This window comes from Microbacterium sp. ARD31 (assembly GCF_031844425.1).
This window is the reverse complement of sequence record NZ_JAUZVE010000003.1, coordinates 330,563-355,015: the sequence shown is the minus strand read 5'-3', so window position 1 is coordinate 355,015 and position 24,453 is coordinate 330,563. Positions and strand designations below refer to the sequence as shown.

Below are 24,453 nucleotides of genomic sequence, written 5' to 3'. Positions count from 1 at the left end.
AATCGCATGTCCCGTCCCTTCCCGAGCCGCGCGTCCGTCGCCGTCGGCCTCACCACCATCGCCGCGCTGTCGCTGGCGGCCTGCGCCGGCAGCCCCGACGCGGAGAACGCCGCCGGCGAGACGTCGGTGGCCGCCACCGCGACGAGCGTCGCCGACTTCGGCTCGTTCGCCGACCTGGAGGCCGCGGCGAAGGCCGAGGGCAACCTGAACGTCATCGCGCTCCCCCGCGACTGGGCGAACTACGGCGAGATCCTCGACCTCTTCGCCGAGCGCTACCCCGAGATCACGATCAACGAGCAGTCGCCCGACATCTCGAGTGCCGAGGAGATCACCGCCGCCGAGACGAACGAGGGCCTCGACACCGCCCCCGACGTCTTCGACCTCGGCCTCACGGTCGCCCTGCAGAACACCGACCGCTTCGCCCCCTACAAGGTGCAGACGTGGGAGGAGATCCCCGACGCGCTCAAGGAGCCGACGGGTCTGTTCGTGGGCGACTACGGCGGGTACATGTCGGTCGGCTACGACTCGGCGACCTTCGACGCGCCCGCCGACCTCGACGACCTGCTCGGCGACGGGTTCCGCGGCTCGGTCGCCATCAACGGCGACCCCACGCAGGCGGGCGCGGCCTTCGCCGCCGTGGGCCTGGCCACCCTGCAGTCGGGCGGGACGCTCGACGACTTCCAGCCCGGCATCGACTTCTTCAGCGAGCTGAACAAGGCCGGCAACATGCTCAAGCTCGACGTCACGAGCGCCACGGTCGCGAGCGGCGAGACCCCCGTCGTCTTCGACTGGGACTACCTCAACGCCGCGCACAAGGCCGACGTCCCCACCTGGGAGACGGTGGTCTTCGACGGTGTGGGCTACGCCGGGTACTACAACCAGGCCATCAACGTCGACGCCCCGAACCCGGCCGCCGCTCGGCTCTGGCAGGAGTTCCTCTACAGCGACGAGGTGCAGAACCTGTGGCTGAAGGGCGGGGCGCGCCCCGTCCGCATGGAGGCGATGACGGATGCCGGCACGATCGACGCCGAGCTGGCCGCCGCGCTCCCCGAAGCCCCGGCCGAAACCGTCGTGCCGACCGAGGCGCAGTCGACCGACGCGGGCGAGCTGCTGGGCGCGAACTGGGCCGCCGCGGTCCAGTGACCACCACGGCACCGGCGGGGATCCCGGCGACGGGCGTCCCGCACGGCGCACCCGAGGGGTCGGAGCAGCACGCTCCGGCCCCTCGCGGGCGGCGCCGCATCGACTGGTCGTGGCTCGGCCTCGTGCCGTTCGCCGTCTACCTGGCGGCCTTCCTCGTCCTGCCCACCGTCCTCGCCCTCGCGACCGGGTTCGTCGACGGGTCGGGAGCCCTCACGGGGGACAACCTCGCGGCGCTCGTCGATCCGGTCGTCCTCGCCACCTTCGCGAACTCGACCTGGGTGTCCCTCCTGACCGCCCTGATCGGCGCGGTGGTCGGCGCCCTCGTCTGCCTCGCGATGCTGGGGCTCCCCGAGACCGGGATCGTGCGGACGACGGTGGATGCGGCATCCGGGGTCCTCGCGCAGTTCGGCGGCGTGATGCTCGCCTTCGTCCTCATCGCGACCATCGGGACGCAGGGCGTCGTGACCCGCCTGCTCAGCGACCTCTTCGGGCTGCAGATCTTCGCCGGTGGGGCCTGGATCTACGCGCTGCCGGGGCTCATCCCGGCCTACATCATCTTCCAGGTGCCCCTCATGGTCATCACCTTCATGCCGGCGCTGTCGGCGCTCAAACCCCAGTGGCTCGAGGCGCACCTCACCCTCGGCGGCACCCGGCGCGGGTTCTGGCCGCAGATCGGGATGCCGGTCCTCGCCCCGTCCTTCCTCGCCAGCTTCCTGCTGCTGTTCGCGAACGCGTTCTCGTCGTACGCGACGGCGGCCGCCCTCGCCAGCCAGGGGTCGCAGATCGTCCCGCTGCAGATCCGCACCGCCCTCACGAGCGAGACCGTGCTCGGACGCGAGAACCTCGCCGGTGCGCTCGCCCTGGGGATGATCGTCGTGGTCGCCGTCGTCATGGTCGCGTACACCCTCATCCAGCGCCGCGCCGCCCGGTGGCAGTCGTGAGCCGCGCGACCCTCGCCCCGTCGGCGGCGACGCGCTGGGCGATCGGGCTCCTCGTCGGGGCGGTCTTCGCCGTCCCGTTCGTCGCGACGGCCCTGTTCACCCTGACCGCCGCCGACGGCTCGCTCACCCTCGACCGCTGGGCGGCCCTGTTCGACCCGGCGCTCTCGGCGAAGTACCGGCCGGTGTGGACGGGCCTCGTCAACTCGCTCATCCTCGCAGCGGTGACGGTGGCGATCGTCCTGCTGGTGTTCGCGCCGACGATGGTGCTGGTGAACCTGCGGTTCCCGCGCCTGCGCCGCGCCTTCGAGTTCCTCGCCCTGCTTCCCATCACGATCCCCGCGATCGTCCTCGTGGTGGGTCTGGCCCCCATCTACCTGCAGATCGGCCGCACCTTCGGGACGGGCGCGTGGACCCTCGCCTTCGCGTACGGCGTGCTCGTCCTGCCGTTCGCGTACCGCTCGATCCAGGCCGCGATCGACGCCGTCGACCTCGCGACGCTGACCGAGGCCGCCCGCACCCTCGGCGCGGGGTGGGGCACCGTGCTGGTGCGCGTGGTCGCGCCGAACCTGCGGCAGGGGCTGCTCGCGGCATCCCTCATCTCCGTCGCGGTCGTCCTCGGCGAGTTCACCATCGCCTCGCTGCTGAATCGGCAGGTGCTGCAGACCGGGCTCGTCGTCATCAACAAGCAGGATGCCTGGGCCTCTGCGATCTTCACGCTGCTGGCCCTCGCGTTCGCCTTCGTCCTGCTCCTCGTCATCGGCCGCGCGGGACGCGTCGGCACCGGAAGGAAGACCCCGTGACCCTCGAATCCACCCCCACCGCCCGGATCCTCCCCCGCACCGCCGACAACACCCTGCTCGCCGGCGCGAGCGAGGGGACGCGGGTCGAGCTGCGCGGCATCGTGAAGGACTACGGCCCGACCCGCGTGCTGCACGGCGTCGACCTGGACGTCGCTCCCGGCGAGTTCGTGTCGCTGCTGGGGCCGTCCGGATGCGGCAAGACCACCGCCCTGCGTGTCATCGCCGGCCTGGAGGACGCGACCGGCGGGATCGTCGCGTTCGGCGGAACGGACGTCTCACGGACGCCGACGAACAAGCGCGACATCGGGATGGTGTTCCAGGCGTACTCGCTCTTCCCGCACCTGCGCGTCGTCGACAACGTCGCCTTCGGGCTGCGTCGGCGGCGCGTCGACACCGCCACCGCGCGCCGCCGATCGGGCAAGGCGCTCGAGCTCGTCGGCCTCGACCACCTCGCCGACCGCTTCCCGCACCAGCTCTCCGGCGGACAGCAGCAGCGCGTCGCCCTCGCTCGCGCCCTGGTGACCGAGCCGCGGGTGCTCCTCCTCGACGAGCCGCTCTCGGCGCTCGACGCGAAGGTGCGGGTCCAGCTCCGCGACGAGATCCGCCGCATCCAGCTGCGCCTCGGGATCACGACCGTATTCGTCACGCACGACCAGGAGGAAGCGCTCGCGGTCTCGGACCGCATCGCCGTCATGGCAGCGGGGCGCATCGCGCAGATCGGCACCCCCGAGGACCTGTACCTCCGACCCGCCACCCCCGAGGTCGCCGGATTCGTCGGGCTCTCCAGCGCCGTCCCGGGGACCGCCGCGGCCCGAGCGGTCGAGGTGTGGGGCACGTCCGTCCCGATCCTCGGTGACGCTCCCGACGGCCCCGTCGAGGCGCTCATCCGTCCCGAGAACGTGCGCCTGGTGGGCGCGGGCGAGGGCATCGGCGCTGTCGTCGAGGAGAGCACGTTCCTCGGCAGCATCCGCCGCACCCTGGTCCGCACCGACGACGGCGCTCTGGTGCGGCTGCAGCATCCCGCCGACGACCGACTCGAGTACGGCGAACGGGTCCGCATCGCCGTGGCGCCGGTCCCGGTGCCCGCCCGGCCCCGCGGCTGAGGCTCTCAGACCTCGAAGTCGACGGCCATGCGTCCGCCGGCGACGCTGCGGATGTACGCGGCGACCTCCTGATGCGCGGGATGCGTCTGGTACGCCTCGAGCGCGTCGAGGTCGTCGACGTCCATCACGAGCGAGACGTCGGCGTTGGCCTCGGGGACGGCGACGTTGGTCCCCACGCTGAGGGAGCGGATGACGGGCACGGCGGTCTCGAGACCCCGCAGCAGGCGCACCACCTCGGCGGCGTGCTCGGCACGGGTGTCCGCGTCGGCGGCCGCCATCTTCCAGATCACGACGTGGCGGATCATGCGGAGGCCTTCTCGACGAGCGCGGCGCGCAGCCGGTCGGCGGACACGCGCCAGTGGGCGTGCAGGTCGCCGTCGATGAGGACCACGGGGATCTTCTCCCACCATGTCGCGTAGAGGGCCGGGTCCTCGGTGATCGACAACTCCTCGACGTCGATCCGCCCCTCGGGGAGCTCGGCGACGACGGCGTCGACGATCTCGCGGGCGACGTCGCAGAGGTGGCAGTCGGGTTTGGAGATGAGGGTGAGTGCGGTCACGGCATCCATTCTCCCCCGCTCATCCACGCCGCGGACGCAACACGAAGCGCCCCGACGTCCGGCGGACCGGACGGGGGCGCTTGTGTGCGATGCCGCTTACTTCTTGTTGCGGCGCTGGTGGCGAGTCTTGCGAAGCAGCTTGCGGTGCTTCTTCTTCGCCATGCGCTTGCGGCGCTTCTTGATGACTGAACCCACGGTAAACCTCACTAAGTCGGGGTCTGGACGCGCGGTGTCGGCGTCCGGGAACGGCAAGACGGAAAAATGCCTCGGATCAGTCTAGCCGACGTCGGCGATGGGACGTTGCAGAGCGGCTGTGACCGCTGTTTCGGGCACTCGGTAGCTGCGACCGAAGCGCACGGCGGGGAGTTCCCCCGAGTGGACGAGGCGATAGACGGTCATCTTCGAGACGCGCATGAGGTCGGCGACCTCCGCGACCGTGAGAAAGCGCACATCCGAGATGTCCGACATCGTGTCCCCTTTGTGGTTATCAGCCCCCGTGAATCCCTCCACATTAGGGGGTGGGTGAGACGCGTGTAAACCTGTGTGACTCGTGGGGCGGAAGGCGGGTCAGCGGCCCGGCAGTTTGTTGAACACGCTCGTCACGGCATGCTTCGCCGAGGCGGCCGCGCGACCCACGACCTCGGCGGCATGCGCTGCGCCGTCCGGCAGGGCGTGCGCCGCCGGCGCGTCGTCCTCGTCGACCGCGAAGAACGGGAACAGCCAGTCATCCACGGCGTCCAGGGGCGCGGGCGACAGGCTGTAGTAGCGGTGCTGGCCCTCTTCGCGCACGGAGACGAGGGATGCCTCCCGCAGTACCTTCAGGTGCTTCGAGACCGTCGGCTGGCTGACCCCGAGGGCGGAGACGATCTGCGAGACGCTCGTCCCCTTCTCCCCCGACGCCCCTCGTTCACGGAGCAGCTGGAGGATGTCCCGACGGGTCCCGTCGGCGATCACGTCGAAGATGTCCGCCATGGCATTAGGTTAGCCCGCCCGCGTGCAGGAGTACCATGACAACGATCCGAACGAGGAAGGGGCGCGAATGACGGGCCTTGCCGTCGATGAGCGCGCCCCCCGGCGCGGACCGTCGTGGCATCGCCGCGCGTTCTCCGCGATGCGCGATCTCGCGACCGCGTCGCCCTCGCGCTTCGCCGTGCTCATCTTCTCGGCCCTCATCCTCCTCTTCACGGCGATCTTCTCGCTGCCGGTGATGGCCTCGGACGGGCAGGTGACGCCCCTCCCCGACGCCCTGTTCACGGCGGTCTCCACGATCTGCGTCACGGGCCTCGCGACCGTCGACATGGCCACGCACTGGTCGCCCCTCGGTCAGGTGGTGGTCTTCATCGGCGTCAACGTCGGCGCCCTCGGCGTCCTGACCCTCGCCTCGATCCTCGGCCTCGTGATCTCCAAGCGTCTGGGGCTCCGCGCCAAGCTGCTCGCCGCCGGCGACAGCAACCCGATGCGCGCCCACGGCGGACCGGTCAACGAGGGCCAGGCCGTCCGGCTCGGCGAGGTGGGTCAGCTGCTGGCGACCGTCGCCCTGTCGACCCTCGTCATCGAGGCCGCCCTCGCCGTCCTGCTGTACCCCATGCTGCTCGCCAGCGGCATCGACCCCCTGACCGCACTGTGGGAGGCCCCGTACTACGCGGCCATGGCGTTCACGAACACGGGCTTCGCGCCCAACTCCGAGGGCCTGGCGCCGTTCGCGCAGAACTACCTGCTGCTCAGCGTCCTCATGGCGGGCGTCTTCCTCGGCTCGATCGGCTTCCCGGTCATCTACGCCCTCTGGAAGCATCACTGGCACGTCCGTCGATGGTCGATCCACGTCAAGCTGACGCTCATCACGACGGTCGTCCTGTTCTTTGCGGGCGCGATCGCGTTCGTGATCCTGGAGTACGGCAACCCCCAGACCTTCGGGACGATGGATGCCTGGGACACGACGTTCCAGGCCCTGTTCCTGTCCGCGATGACCCGTTCCGGCGGCTTCTCGATCATCGACATCGGCGAGCTGCACGAATCCTCGATCGTCGTCGGGTCGATGCTCATGTTCGTCGGCGGCGGATCCGCCTCGACGGCGGGCGGCATCAAGGTCACGACCCTCGCCGTCCTCGCCCTCGCGGTGTGGTCCGAGGCGAAGGGCCGGCCGAGCGTCTCGGCGTTCGGGCGCCGCATCCCGAGCGACGTCCAGCGCGTCGCCCTCTCGGTCGTCGCGTGGGGCGCGACGACCGTGGCGCTGTCGACCATCACGATCGCGCACCTGACGAAGGCGCCCCTCGACGAGGTCCTCTTCGACGTCGTGTCGGGCTTCGCCACCGTGGGGCTGTCGACCGGGCTGACGCAGGAGCTCCCCGACCCCGCCGTCTTCGTCATGGCGCTGACGATGTTCATGGGCCGCGTTGGTACAGTGACACTCGCCGCGGCGGTGGCCGCGACCAGCCGAACGCAGCACTACGCGCTGCCCGTGGAAAGGCCCATCGTTGGTTGAGCAGTTGCGCAGCGATTCGCCCGTCCTCGTCATCGGACTCGGTCGCTTCGGCGCCGCGTGCGCGGGCGAACTCGACCGCCTCGACCGCGACGTCCTCGCGATCGACGACAACCTCGACCTCGTGCAGAAATGGTCCGAGCGCGTCACGCACGCCGTCCAGGCCGATGCGCGCAACATCGAGGCGCTGAAGCAGATCGGTGCGCAGGACTTCCAGGTCGCCGTCGTGGCCGTGGGGTCCTTGATCGAGGCATCCGTCCTCATCACGGCCAACCTGGTCGACCTGAAGGTTCCGCAGATCTGGGCGAAGGCGGTCTCGCAGTCGCACGGCAAGATCCTCGCCCGCGTCGGCGCCAACCACGTCATCTACCCCGAGCGCGAAGCCGGCGAGCGCGTCGCACACCTCGTCAGCGGGCGCATGCTCGACTTCATCCGTTTCGACGACGACTTCGTCCTCGCCAAGATGTACCCGCCGCGGTTCATTCGGGGCGTCGGCCTCAACGAGTCGGGCGTCCGCTCGAAGTACAACGTGACGGTCGTCGGCGTGAAGAGCCCCGGCAAGCCGTTCCGCTACGCCGAAGCGACGACCGTCGTGACCAACCACGACCTCATCATCGTGTCGGGGACGAACTCCGACATCGAACGCTTCGCCTCGCTCGACCGCTGAGCCCGCTCAGGCGACACCAGGACACATCGATGGCATCATCCGATGACGCCGAGCGGGCGACCCCGCCGCACGACGCGCGGCTCCATGAGGCGCTGCAGTCGATGCGATTCGCCGCCGGCGGGCCGTCCTACGCCGAGATAGCCGCACGGGTCACACGGCTGCGCGCGAGCCGCGTCGGTGGCGCCCGCAGCGTCACGGTCGCTCGTTCGACCGTCTACGACCTCTTCCGGCCCGACCGTACGAGAGTCGACCCCGCCCTCGTCGCCGACGTGATCCTCGCCCTCGGCGGGTCGGAGCACGACGCCGCCCACTGGCGTCGCCACGCCGCGGTCGCGAACGCCCTCCGACACCGACCGGAGCAGGCCGCCGAGGCGCCGGCCCCGCCCGCTGCCGCCCCGGAGACCCCGGAGCCGCCGCCGCACGATCCCACACCATCGCGCAGTCACACCGCGACGCGGCGCGACGCCGACGAGCCACGGACGCTCGATCCGCGCCCGCCACGCACGCTGGCCTCGCGCGTCGGGGTGATGGCGATCATCATCGCCCTCTGCACCCTCGCGAACGTCGTCGGGGGCCAGCTCGTGCTGTGGTCGTCTCTCCCGCTGTTCCTCGACATGGTGGGGACTGCGGTCGCCTCGATCGTCCTCGGCCCCTGGTACGGGGTGCTGGTCGCGATCGCCACCCAGCTGACCGGCGCGGCCTACCATTCGAGCCCGATCGGGCTGCCGTTCACCGCCGTCGGGATCGTCGGTGCGCTGCTGTGGGGGTACGGCACGCGCTCGTGGGGCCTCGGACGGACACCCGTGCGGTTCTTCGTCCTGACGGTGATGGTCGCGCTGGCCAGCACCCTGGTGGCGACACCGATCACCCTCGCCGTCTACGGCGGCTACTCCGCACATGTCGCGACCGTCAACTTCACGGATCAGTTGCTCCACCTCGGCGATGCCCTCTGGACCGCGGTGCTGTCCGCGAACCTGGTCTCCTCGCTCATCGACAAAATGATCTCCGGATTCATCGCGCTCACCGTGGGGTCGTCGCTCATCCACCGGATCGACTCGCATCGCCGAGGGCGCGGCGCCGACGCGCTGCTGTTCGACCCGCCACGCCTGAACGTCCGCGCCTCCGCCTGAGGTCGCCCCGCCCGGCCGCCGCCCGGTCTCAGGCCTCGCGCTGCGCGTTCGCCAGCAGCCGGGCGAGCAGGTCGGCGAGCGTCTGCTGCTCGGCCTCGCTGAGCCCGTCGAGCAGGCGGGCGTCGTGGGCGAGCGCGCGCGGCATCTCCCGCTCGACGACGGCACGACCGGCATCCGTCAACGAGAGCTCGACCGCCCGACCGTCGCGCGTCGACCGCTCCCGGCGCAGGAGTCCGGCGGATTCGAGCCTGCTCGTGAGCTTCGTGGTGGCCGCACCGCTGAGCATCGTCTCGGCGGTGACCTCGCTGGCACGCAGGGGCCGACCGGTGCGGGCCAGCGCGCAGAGGACGTCGAACTCCGATCGCGAGACGCCGCTGTCGGCCAGCAGCCGCTCGATCTGCGCGGTCGCCAACGCGGAGGCGCGGTTGAGCCTGCCCCACACGTCGATCGGCGACGTGTCGATCGCCGGCATCTGCTCCGCCCACGCGGCACGGATGCGGGCGATGAAGTCGGCGCGCTCGGTCACCGCTCCACTGTAGCGAGGCGAACCCTTTATTTCACTGGTGAAGCATCTGTGTATAATCGGAGGAATGACCGCGCTCGGCACCGGAACCCGCCCCACCGTCCCCGCCGCGTCGACACGCGGACCGCGGCTGCTCTCGCAGCCGCCCGCCGTCTGGGCCATCGCCTTCGCCGCGATGGTCGCGTTCATGGGGATCGGCCTCGTCGGTCCGATCCTCCCGACGGTCGCCGCCGCGCTGCATGCGACCCCCGTACAGACCTCGCTGCTGTTCACGAGCTACCTGACGGTGACGGCCTCGGCGATGTTCTTCACGAGCTGGCTGTCCACCCGCATCGGCACCCGCGCGGTCATGATCCTCGGGCTCGCCGTCATCGCCCTCGCCGCGATCGGCTGCGCACTGTCGCCCAGCATCGGCGCCCTCATCGGCTTCCGCGCCGTCTGGGGCCTCGGGAACGCGCTGTTCCTCTCGACGGCGCTCGCCTCGATCGTCTCCGCCTCGGGCGGGCGCAGCGAGCACGCCGTGATCTTCTACGAGGCGGCCCTCGGGATCGGACTGGCGGTCGGCCCGCTGCTGGGCGGCCTGCTGGGCGAGATCGGGTGGTTCGCGCCCTTCTGGGGAACGGCGTCGCTGTTCGCCGTGGGGGTCGCCGCCCTCCTCACCCTCGTCCGCGATCCGGGTCACGCGGCGGAGCGCAGCCGGGTCAGCGCCCCGTTCCGCGCCTTCGCCGACCGCGGCCTGCTCGCGATCAGCGTCGTGGCCTTCCTCTACAACGCCGGCTTCTTCGTGACGCTGTCGTACACGCCCTACGCCCTGGAACTGCCGGCGGTCGGCATCGGCCTCGTCATGATGGGCTTCGGCGTCGGTCTCGCGATCGCGGGCGTCCTCATCGCTCCGCGGCTGACCCGGCGCTTCTCGGTCGTGACCGTGCTGCTCTGGTTCCTCGTCGCGTTCGCCGGGACGCACGTGCTGGCGGCGCTGAGCGCCGGATCCCGGCCGCTGCTCGTGGTTTGCGTCGTGCTGCTCGGCATCGAGATCGGTGCCGTGAACACGATCCTCACCGAGGCCGCGATGGAGGCGACCGCGCTCCCCCGCGCCGTCGCCAGTTCCGCCTACTCCGGCTTCCGGTTCTTCGGCGGCGCGATCGGCGCCCCCGTCGGCACCGCGCTGGCCGTCCTCGGCGTCGGCGCCCCGTACGCCGCTGCGGCCCTGTCGGCGGCCGCCGGCGCCGTGCTCCTGTTCGCGTTCCGGGGGCTCATCGGCCGCGCCGACCACACCGCCCGGCTCACCGAACGGACGACCGCCGAGGACCTGACGCTCGGCGACGCCTGAGCGGATGCCTCAGACGCCGGTCGCGAGCTCGCGGGCGCGGGCCAGTGCGGCATCCGTCGCCTGCGAGAACAGCCCGTCGAGGTTCGCTGTCTGGAGAACGCCGATCGCGCGCTCGGTCGTGCCCTTGGGGCTGGTCACCCGGCGGCGGAGCTCAGCGGGGTCGTCGCCGGTGGCGGCGAGCAGAGCCGTCGCACCGATGAAGGTCTGCTCGGCCATGAGGCGGGCGTCGGCCTCCTCGAAGCCCTTGCCGCGGGCGGCCTCGGTCAGCGCCTCAACGAGCAGGAACACGTAGGCGGGGCCGGATCCCGAGATGGTCGAGAGCGCGTCGATCTGCGCCTCGGGCACCTCGATGACGACGCCGCAGGTCTCGAACAGCGCACGGACGAGCGCGACGTGCTCCGCGGTCGCGGTCGACCCGGCGGCGAGACCGGTGACGGCCTTGCCGACCACGGCCGGCGTGTTCGGCATCGAGCGGATGACGGGGATCTCGGGCCCGACGATCGACTCGAACGTCTCGATCGTGACGCCCGCCGCCAGGCTGACGACGATCGTCCCGGGGCGCAGGGCGCCGGCGATCTCGCGCAGCAGGTCGGGGACCATCGCCGGCTTGACGCCGATGAGGACGATGTCGGCGGATGCCGCGGCATCCGTGTTCGCCGACGGCACCTCCGCGAGCGCCGCACTCGAGACGGCGTCGAGCCCCTCGAGCTCGGCGGCCTTCGCGGCCGTGCGGTTGGTGACCACGACGGACGAGGCCCGGCCCGAGCGGGAGATCCCCTGCGCGATCGCACCCCCCATCGAACCGGCTCCGAGGATGGCGACGGGAGGGAGGTGGTGCGTCATGCCCCCATCCTGTCATCCACCCCCGCGGCTTATCATCGGCTCATGACCCTCCTCGACGGAATCACGTCCCGCATCATCGACACGGACCGGCTGAGCGTCAACATCCTCGAGCGCGCCCGCGACACGGTCGACGCCGCCCCCGAACGCACCGTCGTCCTGCTGCACGGCGCCCTGTCCTCCGCCCTCGTCTGGCAGGAGCTCATGCAGGACCTCCCCGCGGAGTTCCGGGTCGTCGCCGTCGATCTGCGCGGTTTCGGCGGCACCGAGCACATGCCCGTCGACGCCTCCCGCGGGGTCCGCGACCTGAGCGACGACGTGGCGCTCACGCTCACCGAGCTCGGCATCGAGGCGCCGCACCTCGTCGGATGGGACCTCGGCGGAGCGGTCGCCCTGCAGTTCGCGCTCGACCACCCGGTGCGCACGATCCTGCTCGAGTCCCCCGTCTCGCCGTTCGGCCTGGGCGGCACGCGGCTCGACGGGTCGCGTCTGACCGACGACGACGCCGGCTGCGGCGCGGGGACCGCGAACCCCGATTTCGTGCGCCGCTTGACCGCGCGCGAGGCGGGCGCGGAGGCATCCACCTCGCCGCGGAGCGTCTTCCGGGCCTCCTTCGTCGCCGAGGGTTTCGAGACCGAGCACGAAGACCTCTGGGTCGAGGCCATGCTCTCCACCTCCACCGCGACCGGCAACTACCCCGGCGAATCCGTCCCGAGCCCGCACTGGCCCGGCTACGCGCCCGGCCCGTTCGGTGTGCTCAACGCCCTCGCGCCGCAGAACTTCGACGTCTCGGGCATCGTCGACCTGCCCGAGAAGCCGTCGATCCTCTGGATCCGCGGCGTGCTCGACCCGCTCATCTCCGACACGTCCTTCTCGGACCCGGGTCACCTGGGGTCGCTCGGGATCCTCCCTGACTGGCCCGGCGCCGACGTCGCCCCGGCCCAGCCGATGGTGTCGCAGACCCGCGAGGTGCTCCGTCGCTACACGGATGCCGGGGGCATCGCGACCGAGCTGGCCCTGCCCGGCGTGGGGCACACCCCCCACCTCGAGCGGCCGGCCGTGTTCCGTCGTGCGCTGCTCGAACTGACGGGGTACATCGGCTCCCCCGCGTCCCCCGCGCCGCCCACCGAGGCGATCATCCTCAGCTCGTCCGACTGACGAGCGAGCCGGGCCTCAGCGCTTCGCGTCGAAGAAGCCGCGCAGCAGGGTCGCAGCCTCGCCCGCACGGACCCCGCCGAGGACCTCGGCGCGGTGCGGCATCCGCCTGTCGCGCAGCAGGTCGTGGACGGACCCGGCCGCACCCGCCTTCTCGTCCCACGCGCCGAACACGACGCGCGCCACTCGCGTCTGCAGGATCGCACCCGCGCACATGACGCACGGCTCGAGGGTGACGACGAGGGTGCAGTCGTCGAGGTTCCACGATCCGAGGGCGGATGCCGCGGCTCGCAGCGCCACGACCTCCGCGTGAGCGAGGGGGTCGCCGTCGCGTTCGCGGAGGTTGCGTCCCTCCCCGACGACCCGGCCCGCCTGCGTGACGACCGCGCCGACGGGGACGTCGCCGTGGCCCGACGCGAGGGCGGCGAGCTCGAGCGCCCGCACCATCGCCGCGTCGTCGGCGGCGGGGACGGGCAGGCTCACGTCGTCAGCGTAGCCCCGGTAGCCTGGACCCATGCGTGTGCACGTCGCCGACCACCCCCTCATCACCCACAAGCTCACGGTGCTGCGCGACAAGCGCACGACGTCGCCGGTGTTCCGCCAGCTGACGGCCGAGCTCATCACCCTCCTCGCCTACGAGGCGACCCGCGGCGTACGTGTCGAGGAGATCGAGATCGACACGCCCGTCACCCGCACGACCGGGCTCAAGATCAGCGAGCCGCGGCCGCTCGTCGTCCCGATCCTGCGCGCGGGCCTCGGCATGCTCGACGGCATGACGACGCTGCTGCCGACGGCCGAGGTCGGCTTCCTCGGCATGGCGCGCAACGAGGAGACCTTCGAGCCCTACACGTACGCCGAGCGTCTGCCCGACGACCTCAGCGACCGCCAGTGCTTCGTCCTCGACCCGATGCTCGCCACGGGCGGTTCGCTCGGCGCGGCGATCGACTTCCTCTTCGCGCGCGGCGCGCAGGACGTCACGGCGGTCTGCATCCTCGCAGCGCCCGAGGGTCTCGCGGCTATCGAGAAGCAGGTCGGCGACCGCGACGTCACCCTCGTCTTGGGCGCTCTCGACGAGCGCCTGAACGAGAAGGGCTACATCGTCCCCGGTCTCGGCGACGCCGGCGACCGCTTGTACGGCACGGTCTGACACCACACGGCCTATCGCGGGACCGCGACAGCCTCCGCTGGGATGCCGGTGGCTTCGACGAGGCGGGCGAACGCGCTGAGCCGCGCGACGCCGTCGGGGGTGCGCGGCAGGTCGTCGAGCACGCCGGTGCCGTAGACGACGAACGCGGTGTGCATCGCGCGCGAGACCGCGACGTTGATGCGGTTCTGCAGCAGCAGGAACTCGAGCCCGCGTGGCGCATCCCGACCCGACGAGGCGGCGAGCGAGACGATCACGACGGCCGCCTCCTGCCCCTGGAACCGGTCGACCGTGCCCACCCGGACGCCGGAGAACCCGGCGGCGGTGAGGACCTCCTCGACGAGCACCTGCTGCGCGTTGTACGGCGTCACGACGATGACGTCCTCCGGCCCGAGCGGGCGTGAGGTCGCGCCGTCGGTCCACGGGGTGCCGACGATGTCGCGGACGATCCGCAGGACCTCGTCCGCCTCCTCGGGCGACTGCGTCGCGTTGCGGGTGTGCGCGAGCGGCACGGGCACGACCCCGGCGGGGACGCCGTCGAGGCGGCGGAGCGCCGTGTCGGGGTGCGCCTCGAGTTGCCCCTCGTAGGCCAACTGCGACACCGGCTCGGCGACCTCCGGACGCATCCGGCGGGTGCGAGCGAGGAAGTAACCGCGGTCGGCGGGGATCACCGCGTGGTCGTCCATCACCCAGCCGAGCGCTGACGTGTCGACCGGCTCGGGGTGGGTGCCCTGGCTGACCTGCGGCAACTGCTGCGGGTCGCCGAGCAGGAGCAGACGGCGAGCGGAGGCGGCGACGGCGATCGTGGAGGCGAGCGAGAACTGCCCCGCCTCGTCGATCACGAGCAGGTCGAGCGAGCGGCGGCCCACCCGCCCGGTGTGGGTCAGGTCCCACGCCGTACCGCCCACGACGAAGCCGGCGGGCTGCGACCCGATGTAGGCCGCGAGCTGGTTCTTGGCGATCGCGGTGAACCGCTCGGCCCCCGTCGCCGCACCCTTGGGTGCCTTGGCGACCTGGGCCGCATCCAGCCCCGCCTCGACGATGCGATCGAGCATGTGCTCGACGACGTTGTGCGACTGCGCGACGACGCCGACCCGGAACCCGCGCTCGCGGACCAGCCGCGCCACGACGTGCGATCCGACATAGGTCTTGCCCGTGCCGGGCGGACCCTGCACGGCGAGGTAGCCGTCGTCGAGGCCGGCGAGCGCCGCCGCGATGTCGGCGACGTCGTCGCCCGTGCGCGGCAGCGATGTCTCGCGCCGCGGCGGGCGACGCAGCAGGAGGTCGGTGGCGGGATCGGCGGGCAGCGCGGGAGCGGCGGCCAGGACCGCATCCGCCCACTCGTCGATCGCCGCCTGCTGACTGCCGGCGCGCGGCGGTGCGGGCGGTGTCAGGGCGACCGGGAGCTCCTGCCACGTGAAGCCCTGGAAGGCGTTCTCCTCGATCACGACGCCGTCGTCGAGGACGTCGACGACCGACACGGAGCGCGCGGCGTGGATCCACCGCGGGCTGGTCTCGATCGGGAACGGCGCCGGCAGCTCGTAGACGGCGTACGGGTTCTGCCCCACCGTCAGCCGGGTGCCGGGGGCGAACTCGCCGCGGATCTCGACGACCCGGCGGACGGCCGTGAGCCCCTCGGGGCGGTGCCAGTCCGTCAGGACGCGGCACCGGTCGCGGTCGACGACGACGACGTCGCGGGTGTCCTCCCAGACCGACACCGGTTCGCGCAGGCGGAGGAAATGCGTCGCCCAGAAGGTCTTCGCCTCGCGCGGGTAGTAGTCGATGGCCGCCGCGCCCAGGCGCAACGCCTGCGCGGTGGCCTCGTCCTCGGCATCCGCCGCGAACCGCGAGAGCGCCTCGGCGCGCGGCGACGGCTCGTACACGGCCTCGCCCGCCTCCGGCTCGCGCGAGGGCACGAGCTTCGCCTCGCGCGCGCGGTCGACGAGCCAGTCGCGCAGGCGCCGCGTCGACACGCAGTCGTACCGGTTGTAATCGGCGAGGTCGTCGAGGATGCGGCGGGCCGCCGCGTCGTCGCCGGCGTCCTGCAGTGCCCGGGCCTCGACGTAGCGGACGATCGAGTCGTCGCCGCGCTGCACGTCGCTCGTGCGGACCTCGTCGCCCATGTACAGCGGCTCGAGCTTCTTGATCGAGTACGAGCGCGACCCGACCCGCAGCGCGCGGCGCACGATCGGGTAGAGGTCGACGAAGACGCCGTCGCGCAGCAGCCGGTCGATGGCGGCCTCGCCCACACCGTGCCGAGCCGCCATCGCGAGCAGGTGCGTGGGCTCGTAGGGGGCGTAGTGGTAGATGTGCAGGCCCGGGTGGGCCCGCCGGCGGACGGCGACGAACTCGAGGAAGTCCTCGAGCGCCCGCTTCTCGTCGGCGAACGAGTGCGCCCAGAGCGCGGAGTACTGCTCGGTCTCGTCGACCCAGCCGAAGAGGTAGTCGATCCCCCACTGCATCGCCGCCCCTTCGGTGTAGAGCGGATCGCCCTCGAAGTCGAAGAACAGGTCGCCGTGGTCGGGTCGGGGAAGGGCGCCCAGCGCCTTCGGGAAGACGACGTCGAAGGTCGGGATCGCGGGGCCCGTCTGCGCGGGGGCGTCGTCGACGCCGCCGGCGGGGCTCTCGAGCTGCAGCCGCGCCTGGGTGCGCAGCCCCGAGAAGGTGTCCCACGACATCCGCGGCGGAGCCTCGCGGGAGGCGGCGAGCGCGTCGATCGTCGTGACGTCGGCAGCCCGCAGCCGGTCGCGCTGGACCGGCCGCATCCCCGCGACCAGCAGCAGGTCGCGGTGCGCGACGACCTCGAGGTCGCACGTCGCGCACCGTCCGCACGCAAGGACGCGCAGGTCGCCCCGGTCGTCGCCCCACGGGATGGGCGACCCCGTGGACCCCGCAGCGACGTCGCGGTCGGCGATGAGGGCCCGGAGGCGGGCGCGGCGCAGCCCGAACACCGGGAGGAGGTCGCGGACCGCGTGGGTCGACACGGTGCCGTCACCCAGCAGCAGCTGCACCTCATCGGCCCGGGGGACGCCGAGTCGGTCGAGCTGGTCCACGTATGCCGCCAGCTGCATGAGGGCGGTCACCCGGGCGTGCCGGGCGAGCTTCGTGTCCTGCACGATCCACCGGCCGTCGTCGGCACGCACGAGGAAGTCCGCGAATCCGACGAACTCGTCGGTCGAGAACGCCGCCTGGTAGACGACGTGCACGGCGGGATCGGCGAGCGCCGCATCCGTCGCCGCCACCGCCGCGGCGAGGCCCGCGGCATCCGACGACCGCGTCTCGGGGATCTCGACCACCGCCCCGGGGTGCGCGGCACGGTACGCCTCGTACACGCGACGCTCGTGCTGCGTGCCCAGCCGGCCCGCCCGCTCGAGCGTGAGGTCCTCGGGGTCCTCGACCGCCGCGATCCGGCCGAGCTTCGCGTCGATCGCCCGCAGCCAGGCGAACTCGCACTCGGCCGCGGCCTTCAGGTCGCTCGCGCTCCAGACGATCCGGCCGTCGTGTTCGATGTATCGCATGATCCCCTCTCGGAATCGACACTATCCGCGGTCACCGACACGCCTCCCGCACGCGCACAAGCCCCCTGGCGGCCGACGGGCCACCTGACAGACTGGACGCGTGACCCAGGACCTGCCCTTCGAGAACCCGTACCGGCACGGGTACGCGCGCGTCGCGGCGTGCACGGTGCCGGTCGTCATCGCCGACCCCGCCGCGAACGCCGACGCGATCCTGGCGAGCGCGCGCGCCTGCCACGACGACGGCGTCGCGGTCGCCGTCTTCCCCGAGCTGGGCCTCACCGGATACGCGATCGAGGACCTCGTGATGCAGGACGTCGTCCTCGACGCGGTCCTCGTCGCGATCGAGCGGCTCGCCGCGGCATCCGCCGACCTCTCCCCCCTGCTCATCGTCGGCGCGCCCCTGCGGATCGAGAACCGGCTCTACAACTGCGCCGTCGTCATCCACCGGGGCCGGGTGCTCGGCGTCGCCCCCAAGTCCCACCTGCCCACCTACCGCGAGTTCTACGAGTCGCGCTGGTATGCGCGCGGCGATGACGCGCCCGCGACCGTGACCCTGGGGGGCGACGCGGTGCCGGTCGGCACCGACCTGCTGTTCGAGGCGACCGACGTGCCCGGGCTCGTCGTGCACGCGGAGATCTGCGAGGACTTCTGGGTGCCCGTGCCGCCGTCCTCGCACGCGGCCCTCGCCGGGGCGACCGTGCTCGCCAATCTCTCGGGCAGCCCGATCACGATCGCCCGTGCCGAGGACCGCCGCATCCTCGTGCAGTCGCAGTCCTTCCGGTGCCTGGCCGCCTACGTCTACGCCGCCGCCGGACAGGGCGAGTCGACCAACGACGTCTCGTGGGACGGGCAGACGATCATCTACGAGAACGGCACCCTCCTCGCTGAGACCGAGCGCTTCCCCGACGGTCCGCGTCGGGCCATCGCCGACGTCGACCTCGACCGGCTGCGCCAGGACCGGCTGCGCCAGGGCACCTTCGAAGACAACCTGCGCACGACCGGGGCGCAGGTGCGCCGCATCCCCTTCACCGTCGCCCCGTCGGCGTCGGTCGCGGGCCTGCGCCGCCCCCTGGACCGGTTCCCGTTCGTCCCCGACGACCCCGCCCGACTCGACCTCGACTGCTACGAGGCGTTCAACATCCAGGTGTCCGGCCTCGAGCAGCGCCTGCGGGCGATCGGACAGCCGAAGCCCGTCATCGGGGTCTCGGGCGGTCTCGACTCGACGCATGCGCTGCTCGTCACCGCCCGCGCGATGGACCGCATGGGACGCCCCCGCAGCGACATCCTCGCCTTCACGATGCCGGGCTTCGCAACCGGCGACCACACGAAGTCGAACGCGATCGCCCTCGCCGAGGCCATCGGCGCGACGATCGAGACGATCGACATCCGGCCGATGGCGACCGAGCTCCTGGCCGGCCTCGGACACCCCTTCGCGAAGGGCGAGCCGGTGTACGACGTGACGTTCGAGAACGTGCAGGCGGGCGCCCGTACCGACTTCCTGTTCCGCCTCGCGAACCAGCGCGGCGGCATCGTCATCGGCACCTCCGACCTCTCCGAGCTCGCCCTCGGCTGGGCGACCTACGGCGTCGGCGACCACATGGCGCACTACGGCGTCAACGCCGGCGTGCCGAAGACCCTCATCCAGCACCTCATCCGGTGGGTCATCGCGCACAGCGACGAATCCGGTACGACCCTCACCGACCGGGCGAAGGAGGTGCTGCAGGCGGTCCTCGACACCGAGATCAGCCCCGAGCTGGTGCCGGCGGACGCCGACGGCAAGGTGCAGTCGACCGAGAGCACCATCGGACCGTACGCGCTGCACGACTTCACCCTGTTCCACGTGCTGCGCTACGGGTTCCGCCCCTCGAAGATCGTGTTCCTGGCCGAGCAGGCCTGGGCGGACGCGGATGCCGGGGCGTGGCCGCCGGGCTTCCCCGAGGACGAGCGGTACGCCTTCGACCGCGAGACGATCGTGCGCTGGCTGCGGGTGTTCCTGCAGCGCTACTTCGGCTTCGCGCAGTTCAAGCGCAGTGCGGTGCCGAACGCGCCGAAGGTGTCGCCCGCGGGCTCGCTGTCGCCGCGCGGCGACTGGCGGGCGCCGTCCGACGGGAACGCCGCGGCCTGGCTCGCCGAGCTGGATGCCGCCTTCCCCCGCCCTTCGGACTGATCGCCGGATGGGATGATGGATCGGTGAAGCTCCTCGTCGCCGCTCTCGATTCCGAACTCGTCGCCTTCCCCGAGGAGCTCCCCGGCTTCGACCGGCTCGTGACGGGCCCCGGCAAGCTGCAGGCGACGTACGCCCTGACGCGCGCGCTCGACCGGGCCGACTACGACGAGATCGTCGTCGTGGGGACGGCGGGTTCGGTGGATGCCGCCGCCGTCGGCGTGCACGATGTGACCACCGCACTTCAGCACGACGTGTCGGACGTCGACGGCATCGCCGGTCAGCACGTGTCGCTCCCGACGACGGTGTCGATCGCGGGGCGCGAGGGGACGACGATCGCCACGGGCGACCACTTCGTCGACGACGCCGACACGGTCGAGGCGATCCGCTCCCTCGGCGGCACGCTGGTCGACATGGAGGCCTACGCGTACATCTGGGTGGCGCAGCAGTTCGGCGTCCCGATCCGGGTGCTGAAGGCCGTGTCCGACAGCGCGCAGGACGACGCGATCACCGACTGGCGGGAGGCCGTCGCCGCGTGCAGCGTCCAGCTGCGCGAGCGCATCACCGAGCTCTACGGCGTCTGAGCCCGCGGTCGTCAGGCGTCGCGGCGCGCGAAGAGCGAGCGCAGCACGAAGAAGACGATGAGCGCGACGATCGCCACGACGACCAGCTTCGCCGCGAAGAAGACGAGCTTCAGCACGACGTCGACGACGATCCACGCGATGACGATCGCGACGATGACGCCCAGGACCGTCCAGATCATGCCCTTCTTCATGGTTCCAGCCTAGGGGACGTGGCGCTCATCCGGCGGCGGGGCTCAGCGCCTCCTGCCGCACAACGCTGGGTCCTTCCGGTGTCGCCTCGACGACGAGTTGAGCGGGGATCTGGTCCTTCATCGCCTCGACGTGGCTGATGACCCCCACGATCCGCCCGCCGGCGCGCAGCTCGTCGAGCGTGCGCATCGCGAGCTCGAGGGTCTCGGGGTCGAGCGAGCCGAACCCCTCGTCGATGAAGAGGGTGTCGAGCCGGATGCCGCCGGCGCGCGAGGTGACCACCTCGGCGAGTCCCAGCGCGAGGGCGAGGGAGGCGAGGAAGGTCTCCCCGCCCGAGAGCGACTGCGGCGAGCGGAGTCGACCGGTGTGCGCGTCGAGGACCTCGATGGACAGACCGGATGCCGCGCCCCGGGCCTGCTTGGCATCGGAGTGCCGCAGCGTGTACCGGCCCGACGACATCTCGGCGAGCCGGAGGTTCGCGGCGGCGACGATCTCCTCGAGCTCCGCAGCCAGCACGAACGTCTCGAGGTCCATCTTCATCGTGTTGGGCGCGCGGCCCGCGACGGTGTCGGCCAGACGCGTGACCGCCGCGGCATCCTCGGCCTGCGTCGCGACGGCACCGATGGCCGTCTCGATGCGCTGGAGGAGGTCGCGCAGCCCCGTCACGACGCCCGCGGCATCGGCCTCGGCGGCGATGGCGGCGGTGCGCGCCTCGTCGGCCGCCCCGGCCGCATCCGCTGCGGCCTCGACCGCGCCGGGGTCGAGGGTCTCGTCGACGGCGGCGAGCTCGAGCTCGAAGGCGCGTGCCTTCGCGGCAGCGAGGGCCGCGGCGTGCGCGTCGATGCGCTCCGAGACCCGCGCCAGCTCGGCGGCGGGGAGCAGCGCGTCGAGGACGTCGGCCGGGCCGGCGAACGCGGAGTCCGCGAGGCGTTCGTCGCGGTCGCGATCGGCGGCGTCCGCGGCCTCGCGACGCGTCTGCTCGTGGCGGCGGGCCTCGAGCAGGCGACCGGCGAGCCGGCGGTGGTCGTCGTCCGCCGCGATCCGCGCGGCGACGCTGTCGTAGTCGCCCCGGGCCGCGTCGACGGCTCGCCGTGCCGAGGCGAGCGCGCCCTCGGCCGCGGCGATCTCCTCACGGAGTGCGCCGGCGCGCTGGCGCAGCTGCACCGCCTCGCCCTGGGCGGTGGCCTCGAGCTCATCGATCTCGGCGGCGGCCTTCTCGAGACCGTCGAGACGGTCGCGGGCGGCGAGGGCGGCGGTGAGCTCGGCGTCGAGGTCGGCCAGCGCGGTCGCGTGGGCGTCGACACCCCGGTCGCCCGCGGTGGCCGCGGCGGCCGCGATGGCCTCCCGCGCGGCGGCGGCGGCCTGCGCGGCATCCCGCTCCGCTGCTGCAGCCTCGTCGCGGGCGCGCTCGGCGGCGGCGAGGTCGTCGTCGGTGACGTGCGCGAGGTCGTGGGCGGCGGGTCGGGGGTGCGCGGTGGCGCCGCAGACGGCGCACGGCTCGCCGTCGACGAGGGATGCCGCGAGCTCGCCCGCGTACCCGCGCAGGCGGCGGCGGAGCAGCTCGCCCACGTGCGCGGAGGCCGCCGCGGATCGCGCGTTGGCCTCGGCGTAGGCCGCGTCGGCGGCCGCAGCGCTGGGCGTCAGTCGTTCGAGGGACCGTGCCGCGTCGAGGCGGGTCGCGAGCTCGGCCCGCGCCCCGGCGAGGTCGTCGTGCCGGCCCGCGACGGCACGGGTCTCCGCGAGGTCGGTGGCCACGCGCTGGCGGCGCTCGGGCACGGCGGCGAGCGCGGCGTCGAGGGCGTCGAGCGCCGCGTCGACCTCGGCCAGCTCCTCGCGGCGCAGCCGCTGCGTGTCGGCGAGAACCGCGGCATCCCGCTCTTCCTCGGCGGCGGCCTGCGCGCGGGCGATGCGGCCGGTGAGGTCCTCGATGACGGCGGGCAGGTCGTCGTCCGCGGAGCCGCCCGCGGCGACCCACTCCCCCTCGGCCGCACGGCGCGACTCCTGCGCGGCGGACCACTCGCCTGCGGCCCGGACGGCCGATTCGACGGGAGCCCGCAGCGCATCCGCGGCGCGGGCCCGCTCGACCCGGGCGCGGAGGGCGGCGACCTCGGGGGTCTCCGCCTCGCGGGCGGCGAGGTCGTCCCGCGCGGTCTGCAGGTCGGCGAGCCGCCGGGCGACCTCGAGGAGTCGTCGATGTTCGGCGACCGCGGCGTCCGCGCGTGTGGTCGCGAGCGCTCGTTCGTTGCCGCGGGCCTCGACCCGGTACTCGGCCCGGACGAGCGCGCGCTCGACCGCGGACGTCCGCGCGAGCACGTCCGCCTCGGCCGGCGGCTCGCCGCCGTCGGCGGGATGGAGTCCGTGCTCGGTGATCTCGCGCTCGGCGACGTCGAGCAGCGTCCGGACGCGGGTGCTGCTCTCGTCGAGCCGCTTCTGCGCGTCACGGCGGCGCTCCTCGAGCGCCTCCTTGTAGGTCTCGAAGCGCCTCGTACCGAAGAGGGTCCGCAGCAGCTGCTGCCGCTCGGCGTTCGGTGCGAGGAGGAATCGCGAGAACTTGTTCTGCGCGAGCAGGATCACCTGCTGGAACTGCTGCGCGCTGAGCCCGAGCACCTCGTCGAGGGCGATCCCGACCTCGCGCTGCTTCGCCGCGCGCCCCACCCAGGCGCCGTCGACCCACTCCTCGAGCTCGGCTCGCGCGGGCTCGAGGGTGAGGCCGCCGCCGCGTTTGGCGGGACGCTCGTACTCCGGCGCGCGCGTGACACGCCACCGCGTGTCGCTGACGGTGAACTCGAGCCGCACCTCGGTCGGGTCGGTCAGGAAACTGTGGTCGCTGCGCAGCCGGCGGTCGCCGCCGTCGTAGCGGGGCACCGAGCCGTAGAGCGCGAAGCTGACCCCGTCGAGGATGCTGGACTTGCCGGCGCCGGTCCGCCCCGAGATGAGGAAGAGTCCGTCGTCGTCGAACGCGTCGAAGTCGACGCTCTGGCGCTCGCGGAACGGCCCGAAGCCGGTCAGTTCGAGGCGATGCAGCTTCACGCGAGCGCCTCCTGGCGCACCCGCTCGTCGAGCACGTCCTCGAGGATCTCGACCTCGCGCTCGGTCGCCCCCTGACCCTCGCGCACGTGCGAGAGGAAGGTCTCGACGAGCTCGCGGTCGGTGCGCGCCGCGCGCACCCGCTCGACGTAACTCTGCCGGTCGCCCTGTCGCACCACGGCGGGGGCGTGCACGACCTTCGCGCAGAACGGGAAGCGCTGCTGCAGACGACGCAGCGGGTCGGCTTCGGGCAGGTCGTCGGTGTACTCGACGCATACCCAGGCGTCCTCGGCGTCGGCGTGGGCCTCGTCCGCCAGGATGTCGGCGAACGGGCCGCGGAGGGTCACGAGCCGGCGCGGCACGGGCAGCGCCAGCCACTCGACGGTCGAGAGTCCGTCGGCGTCGAGGTCGACGAGCCACGACCCGCGGGGCTTGTCGCCCTCGCCGAAGCTGTAGTGCAGCGGCGCCCCGGCGTAGCGGACGTGATCAGCCAGTCGCTGACGGCCGTGGATGTGCCCCAGTGCCGTGTAGTCGACCCCGTCGAAGGTCGACAGCGGCACCACGTCGAGCCCGCCCTGCTGGATGTCGCGCTCGAGGTGCGGCGTCGGCTCGACGCCCGCGGCGAAGCAGTGCGCGATCGCCACCGAGCGGCCACCCCGCTCGGCGAGGTCGGCGCGGACGAGATCCATCGCCCGGCCGAGAACCGCGGCCTGGGTGCGGACCCCCTCCCACCGGTGCCGCAGCAGCGCGGGCTCGAGGTACGGGATGCCGTAGAAGTGCACCGGCCCGTGGGCGTCGTCGATCGTGAGCGGTGTGCCGACGGCATCCGGATCGGTCAGGACGTGGATGCCGTCGCGCAGCAGCCCCGCCTGGAAACCCAGCCGCGCGGCGGAGTCGTGGTTGCCGCTCGTGACGACGACCCGGGCGCCGGCGTCGGCGATGCCGCGGAGCGCGTCGGAGAGCAGGGTGTAGCACGCGGCGGCGGGGGTCGCGGAGTCGAACACGTCGCCCGCGACGACGACGACGTCGACGTCGTGCGCGCGCACCTGGGCGGTCAGCTCGTCGAGCACTCCGCGGAGCGCATCGAGCGTGGAGTGACCGTGGAAGGTCCGCCCGATGTGCCAGTCGGAGGTGTGCAGGATGCGCATGCTCACACG

24 protein-coding genes are annotated in these 24,453 nt (G+C 72.3%); 12 read left to right on the top strand and 12 right to left on the bottom strand.

Annotation, left to right across the window (positions count from 1 at the left end; genetic code table 11):
* Positions 1 to 6 precede the first annotated feature (6 nt).
* The 4 genes from Q9S36_RS12160 to Q9S36_RS12145 are packed head-to-tail and all read left to right on the top strand — an operon-like array spanning position 7 to position 3,987.
* A complete protein-coding gene (locus Q9S36_RS12160; protein WP_311285360.1) occupies positions 7 to 1,143 on the top strand; it encodes an ABC transporter substrate-binding protein in 1,137 nt (378 codons plus the stop codon).
* Positions 1,140 to 2,084: an ABC transporter permease gene (locus tag Q9S36_RS12155; RefSeq protein ID WP_396653748.1), complete on the top strand. Its 945-nt coding sequence runs from the start codon at positions 1,140 to 1,142 to the stop codon at positions 2,082 to 2,084. Before Q9S36_RS12160 ends, Q9S36_RS12155 begins: the two co-directional genes overlap by 4 nt.
* Positions 2,081 to 2,884: an ABC transporter permease subunit gene (locus Q9S36_RS12150; RefSeq protein WP_253035503.1), complete on the top strand. Its 804-nt coding sequence runs from the start codon at positions 2,081 to 2,083 to the stop codon at positions 2,882 to 2,884. Before Q9S36_RS12155 ends, Q9S36_RS12150 begins: the two co-directional genes overlap by 4 nt.
* The gene (locus Q9S36_RS12145) at positions 2,881 to 3,987 is read left to right on the top strand and encodes an ABC transporter ATP-binding protein (protein WP_311285359.1); all 1,107 of its coding nucleotides are present in this window, start codon (positions 2,881 to 2,883) and stop codon (positions 3,985 to 3,987) included. Before Q9S36_RS12150 ends, Q9S36_RS12145 begins: the two co-directional genes overlap by 4 nt.
* A gap of 5 nt (positions 3,988 to 3,992) precedes the next feature.
* Here Q9S36_RS12145 and Q9S36_RS12140 read toward each other — a convergent pair whose 3' ends face one another.
* The 5 genes from Q9S36_RS12140 to Q9S36_RS12120 all read right to left on the bottom strand — a co-directional run bounded on the left by Q9S36_RS12140 (position 3,993) and on the right by Q9S36_RS12120 (position 5,518).
* Positions 3,993 to 4,292, bottom strand: coding sequence for a Dabb family protein (locus Q9S36_RS12140; protein WP_311285358.1), 300 nt, complete (start codon positions 4,290 to 4,292; stop codon positions 3,993 to 3,995).
* On the bottom strand, positions 4,289 to 4,546 hold the full coding sequence (locus tag Q9S36_RS12135; RefSeq protein ID WP_311285357.1) for a glutaredoxin family protein: 258 nt from the start codon (positions 4,544 to 4,546) through the stop codon (positions 4,289 to 4,291). Before Q9S36_RS12135 ends, Q9S36_RS12140 begins: the two co-directional genes overlap by 4 nt.
* A gap of 96 nt (positions 4,547 to 4,642) precedes the next feature.
* Positions 4,643 to 4,741, bottom strand: a complete 99-nt coding sequence (locus tag Q9S36_RS12130; RefSeq protein WP_003792170.1) for a 30S ribosomal protein bS22 — start codon at positions 4,739 to 4,741, stop codon at positions 4,643 to 4,645.
* 81 nt (positions 4,742 to 4,822) lie between these two features.
* The gene (locus Q9S36_RS12125) at positions 4,823 to 5,014 is read right to left on the bottom strand and encodes a helix-turn-helix domain-containing protein (protein ID WP_018186843.1); all 192 of its coding nucleotides are present in this window, start codon (positions 5,012 to 5,014) and stop codon (positions 4,823 to 4,825) included.
* A gap of 99 nt (positions 5,015 to 5,113) precedes the next feature.
* A complete protein-coding gene (locus tag Q9S36_RS12120; protein WP_064003902.1) occupies positions 5,114 to 5,518 on the bottom strand; it encodes a helix-turn-helix transcriptional regulator in 405 nt (134 codons plus the stop codon).
* A gap of 67 nt (positions 5,519 to 5,585) precedes the next feature.
* Here Q9S36_RS12120 and Q9S36_RS12115 point away from each other — a divergent pair, with 67 nt between their 5' ends.
* Genes Q9S36_RS12115 through Q9S36_RS12105 form a run of 3 tightly spaced genes read left to right on the top strand, consistent with a single transcriptional unit; the run spans position 5,586 to position 8,822 of the window.
* A complete protein-coding gene (locus Q9S36_RS12115) occupies positions 5,586 to 7,028 on the top strand; it encodes a potassium transporter TrkG (RefSeq protein WP_311285356.1) in 1,443 nt (480 codons plus the stop codon).
* Positions 7,021 to 7,692 carry a TrkA family potassium uptake protein gene (locus Q9S36_RS12110; protein ID WP_217530617.1) on the top strand — a complete coding sequence of 224 codons (672 nt, stop codon included), beginning with the start codon at positions 7,021 to 7,023 and terminating at the stop codon, positions 7,690 to 7,692. The genes Q9S36_RS12115 and Q9S36_RS12110 overlap by 8 nt, the downstream gene beginning before the upstream one ends.
* Before the next feature lie 29 nt (positions 7,693 to 7,721).
* Entirely contained in the window at positions 7,722 to 8,822 is a 1,101-nt protein-coding gene (locus Q9S36_RS12105; RefSeq protein WP_311285355.1) for a hypothetical protein, read from the top strand.
* Positions 8,823 to 8,850: 28 nt separating this feature from the next.
* Here the strand turns inward: Q9S36_RS12105 and Q9S36_RS12100 are convergent, their stop codons facing one another.
* Positions 8,851 to 9,348, bottom strand: a complete 498-nt coding sequence (locus Q9S36_RS12100; RefSeq protein ID WP_311285354.1) for a MarR family transcriptional regulator — start codon at positions 9,346 to 9,348, stop codon at positions 8,851 to 8,853.
* Positions 9,349 to 9,412: 64 nt separating this feature from the next.
* Here Q9S36_RS12100 and Q9S36_RS12095 point away from each other — a divergent pair, with 64 nt between their 5' ends.
* Positions 9,413 to 10,675, top strand: coding sequence for an MFS transporter (locus Q9S36_RS12095; RefSeq protein ID WP_311285353.1), 1,263 nt, complete (start codon positions 9,413 to 9,415; stop codon positions 10,673 to 10,675).
* A 9-nt stretch (positions 10,676 to 10,684) separates the two neighbouring features.
* Here Q9S36_RS12095 and proC read toward each other — a convergent pair whose 3' ends face one another.
* Positions 10,685 to 11,518, bottom strand: coding sequence for a pyrroline-5-carboxylate reductase (proC, locus tag Q9S36_RS12090; RefSeq protein WP_311285352.1), 834 nt, complete (start codon positions 11,516 to 11,518; stop codon positions 10,685 to 10,687).
* A 42-nt stretch (positions 11,519 to 11,560) separates the two neighbouring features.
* On the opposite strand from proC, the gene Q9S36_RS12085 reads away from it, so the two are divergent.
* Positions 11,561 to 12,673: an alpha/beta hydrolase gene (locus tag Q9S36_RS12085; RefSeq protein WP_311285351.1), complete on the top strand. Its 1,113-nt coding sequence runs from the start codon at positions 11,561 to 11,563 to the stop codon at positions 12,671 to 12,673.
* Positions 12,674 to 12,688: 15 nt separating this feature from the next.
* Here Q9S36_RS12085 and Q9S36_RS12080 read toward each other — a convergent pair whose 3' ends face one another.
* A complete protein-coding gene (locus tag Q9S36_RS12080) occupies positions 12,689 to 13,117 on the bottom strand; it encodes a nucleoside deaminase (RefSeq protein WP_311285572.1) in 429 nt (142 codons plus the stop codon).
* A gap of 67 nt (positions 13,118 to 13,184) precedes the next feature.
* On the opposite strand from Q9S36_RS12080, the gene upp reads away from it, so the two are divergent.
* A complete protein-coding gene (upp, locus tag Q9S36_RS12075) occupies positions 13,185 to 13,817 on the top strand; it encodes a uracil phosphoribosyltransferase (protein ID WP_217530605.1) in 633 nt (210 codons plus the stop codon).
* An 11-nt stretch (positions 13,818 to 13,828) separates the two neighbouring features.
* On the opposite strand, the gene Q9S36_RS12070 is transcribed toward upp, so the two are convergent.
* Complete coding sequence (locus Q9S36_RS12070) at positions 13,829 to 17,332, bottom strand: TM0106 family RecB-like putative nuclease (protein ID WP_311285350.1); 3,504 nt, start codon at positions 17,330 to 17,332, stop codon at positions 13,829 to 13,831.
* A gap of 100 nt (positions 17,333 to 17,432) precedes the next feature.
* Here Q9S36_RS12070 and Q9S36_RS12065 point away from each other — a divergent pair, with 100 nt between their 5' ends.
* Positions 17,433 to 19,499, top strand: a complete 2,067-nt coding sequence (locus tag Q9S36_RS12065; protein WP_311285349.1) for an NAD(+) synthase — start codon at positions 17,433 to 17,435, stop codon at positions 19,497 to 19,499.
* A gap of 23 nt (positions 19,500 to 19,522) precedes the next feature.
* Positions 19,523 to 20,080: a nucleosidase gene (locus tag Q9S36_RS12060; RefSeq protein ID WP_064003891.1), complete on the top strand. Its 558-nt coding sequence runs from the start codon at positions 19,523 to 19,525 to the stop codon at positions 20,078 to 20,080.
* Positions 20,081 to 20,091: 11 nt separating this feature from the next.
* Here the strand turns inward: Q9S36_RS12060 and Q9S36_RS12055 are convergent, their stop codons facing one another.
* From Q9S36_RS12055 to Q9S36_RS12045, 3 genes are read right to left on the bottom strand one after another with little or no spacing between them, the layout of a single operon-like run.
* Positions 20,092 to 20,271, bottom strand: a complete 180-nt coding sequence (locus Q9S36_RS12055; protein WP_064003890.1) for a hypothetical protein — start codon at positions 20,269 to 20,271, stop codon at positions 20,092 to 20,094.
* 25 nt (positions 20,272 to 20,296) lie between these two features.
* Positions 20,297 to 23,299, bottom strand: coding sequence for an SMC family ATPase (locus Q9S36_RS12050; RefSeq protein ID WP_311285348.1), 3,003 nt, complete (start codon positions 23,297 to 23,299; stop codon positions 20,297 to 20,299).
* Positions 23,296 to 24,444: an exonuclease SbcCD subunit D gene (locus Q9S36_RS12045; protein ID WP_311285347.1), complete on the bottom strand. Its 1,149-nt coding sequence runs from the start codon at positions 24,442 to 24,444 to the stop codon at positions 23,296 to 23,298. The genes Q9S36_RS12050 and Q9S36_RS12045 overlap by 4 nt, the downstream gene beginning before the upstream one ends.
* Positions 24,445 to 24,453 lie beyond the last annotated feature (9 nt).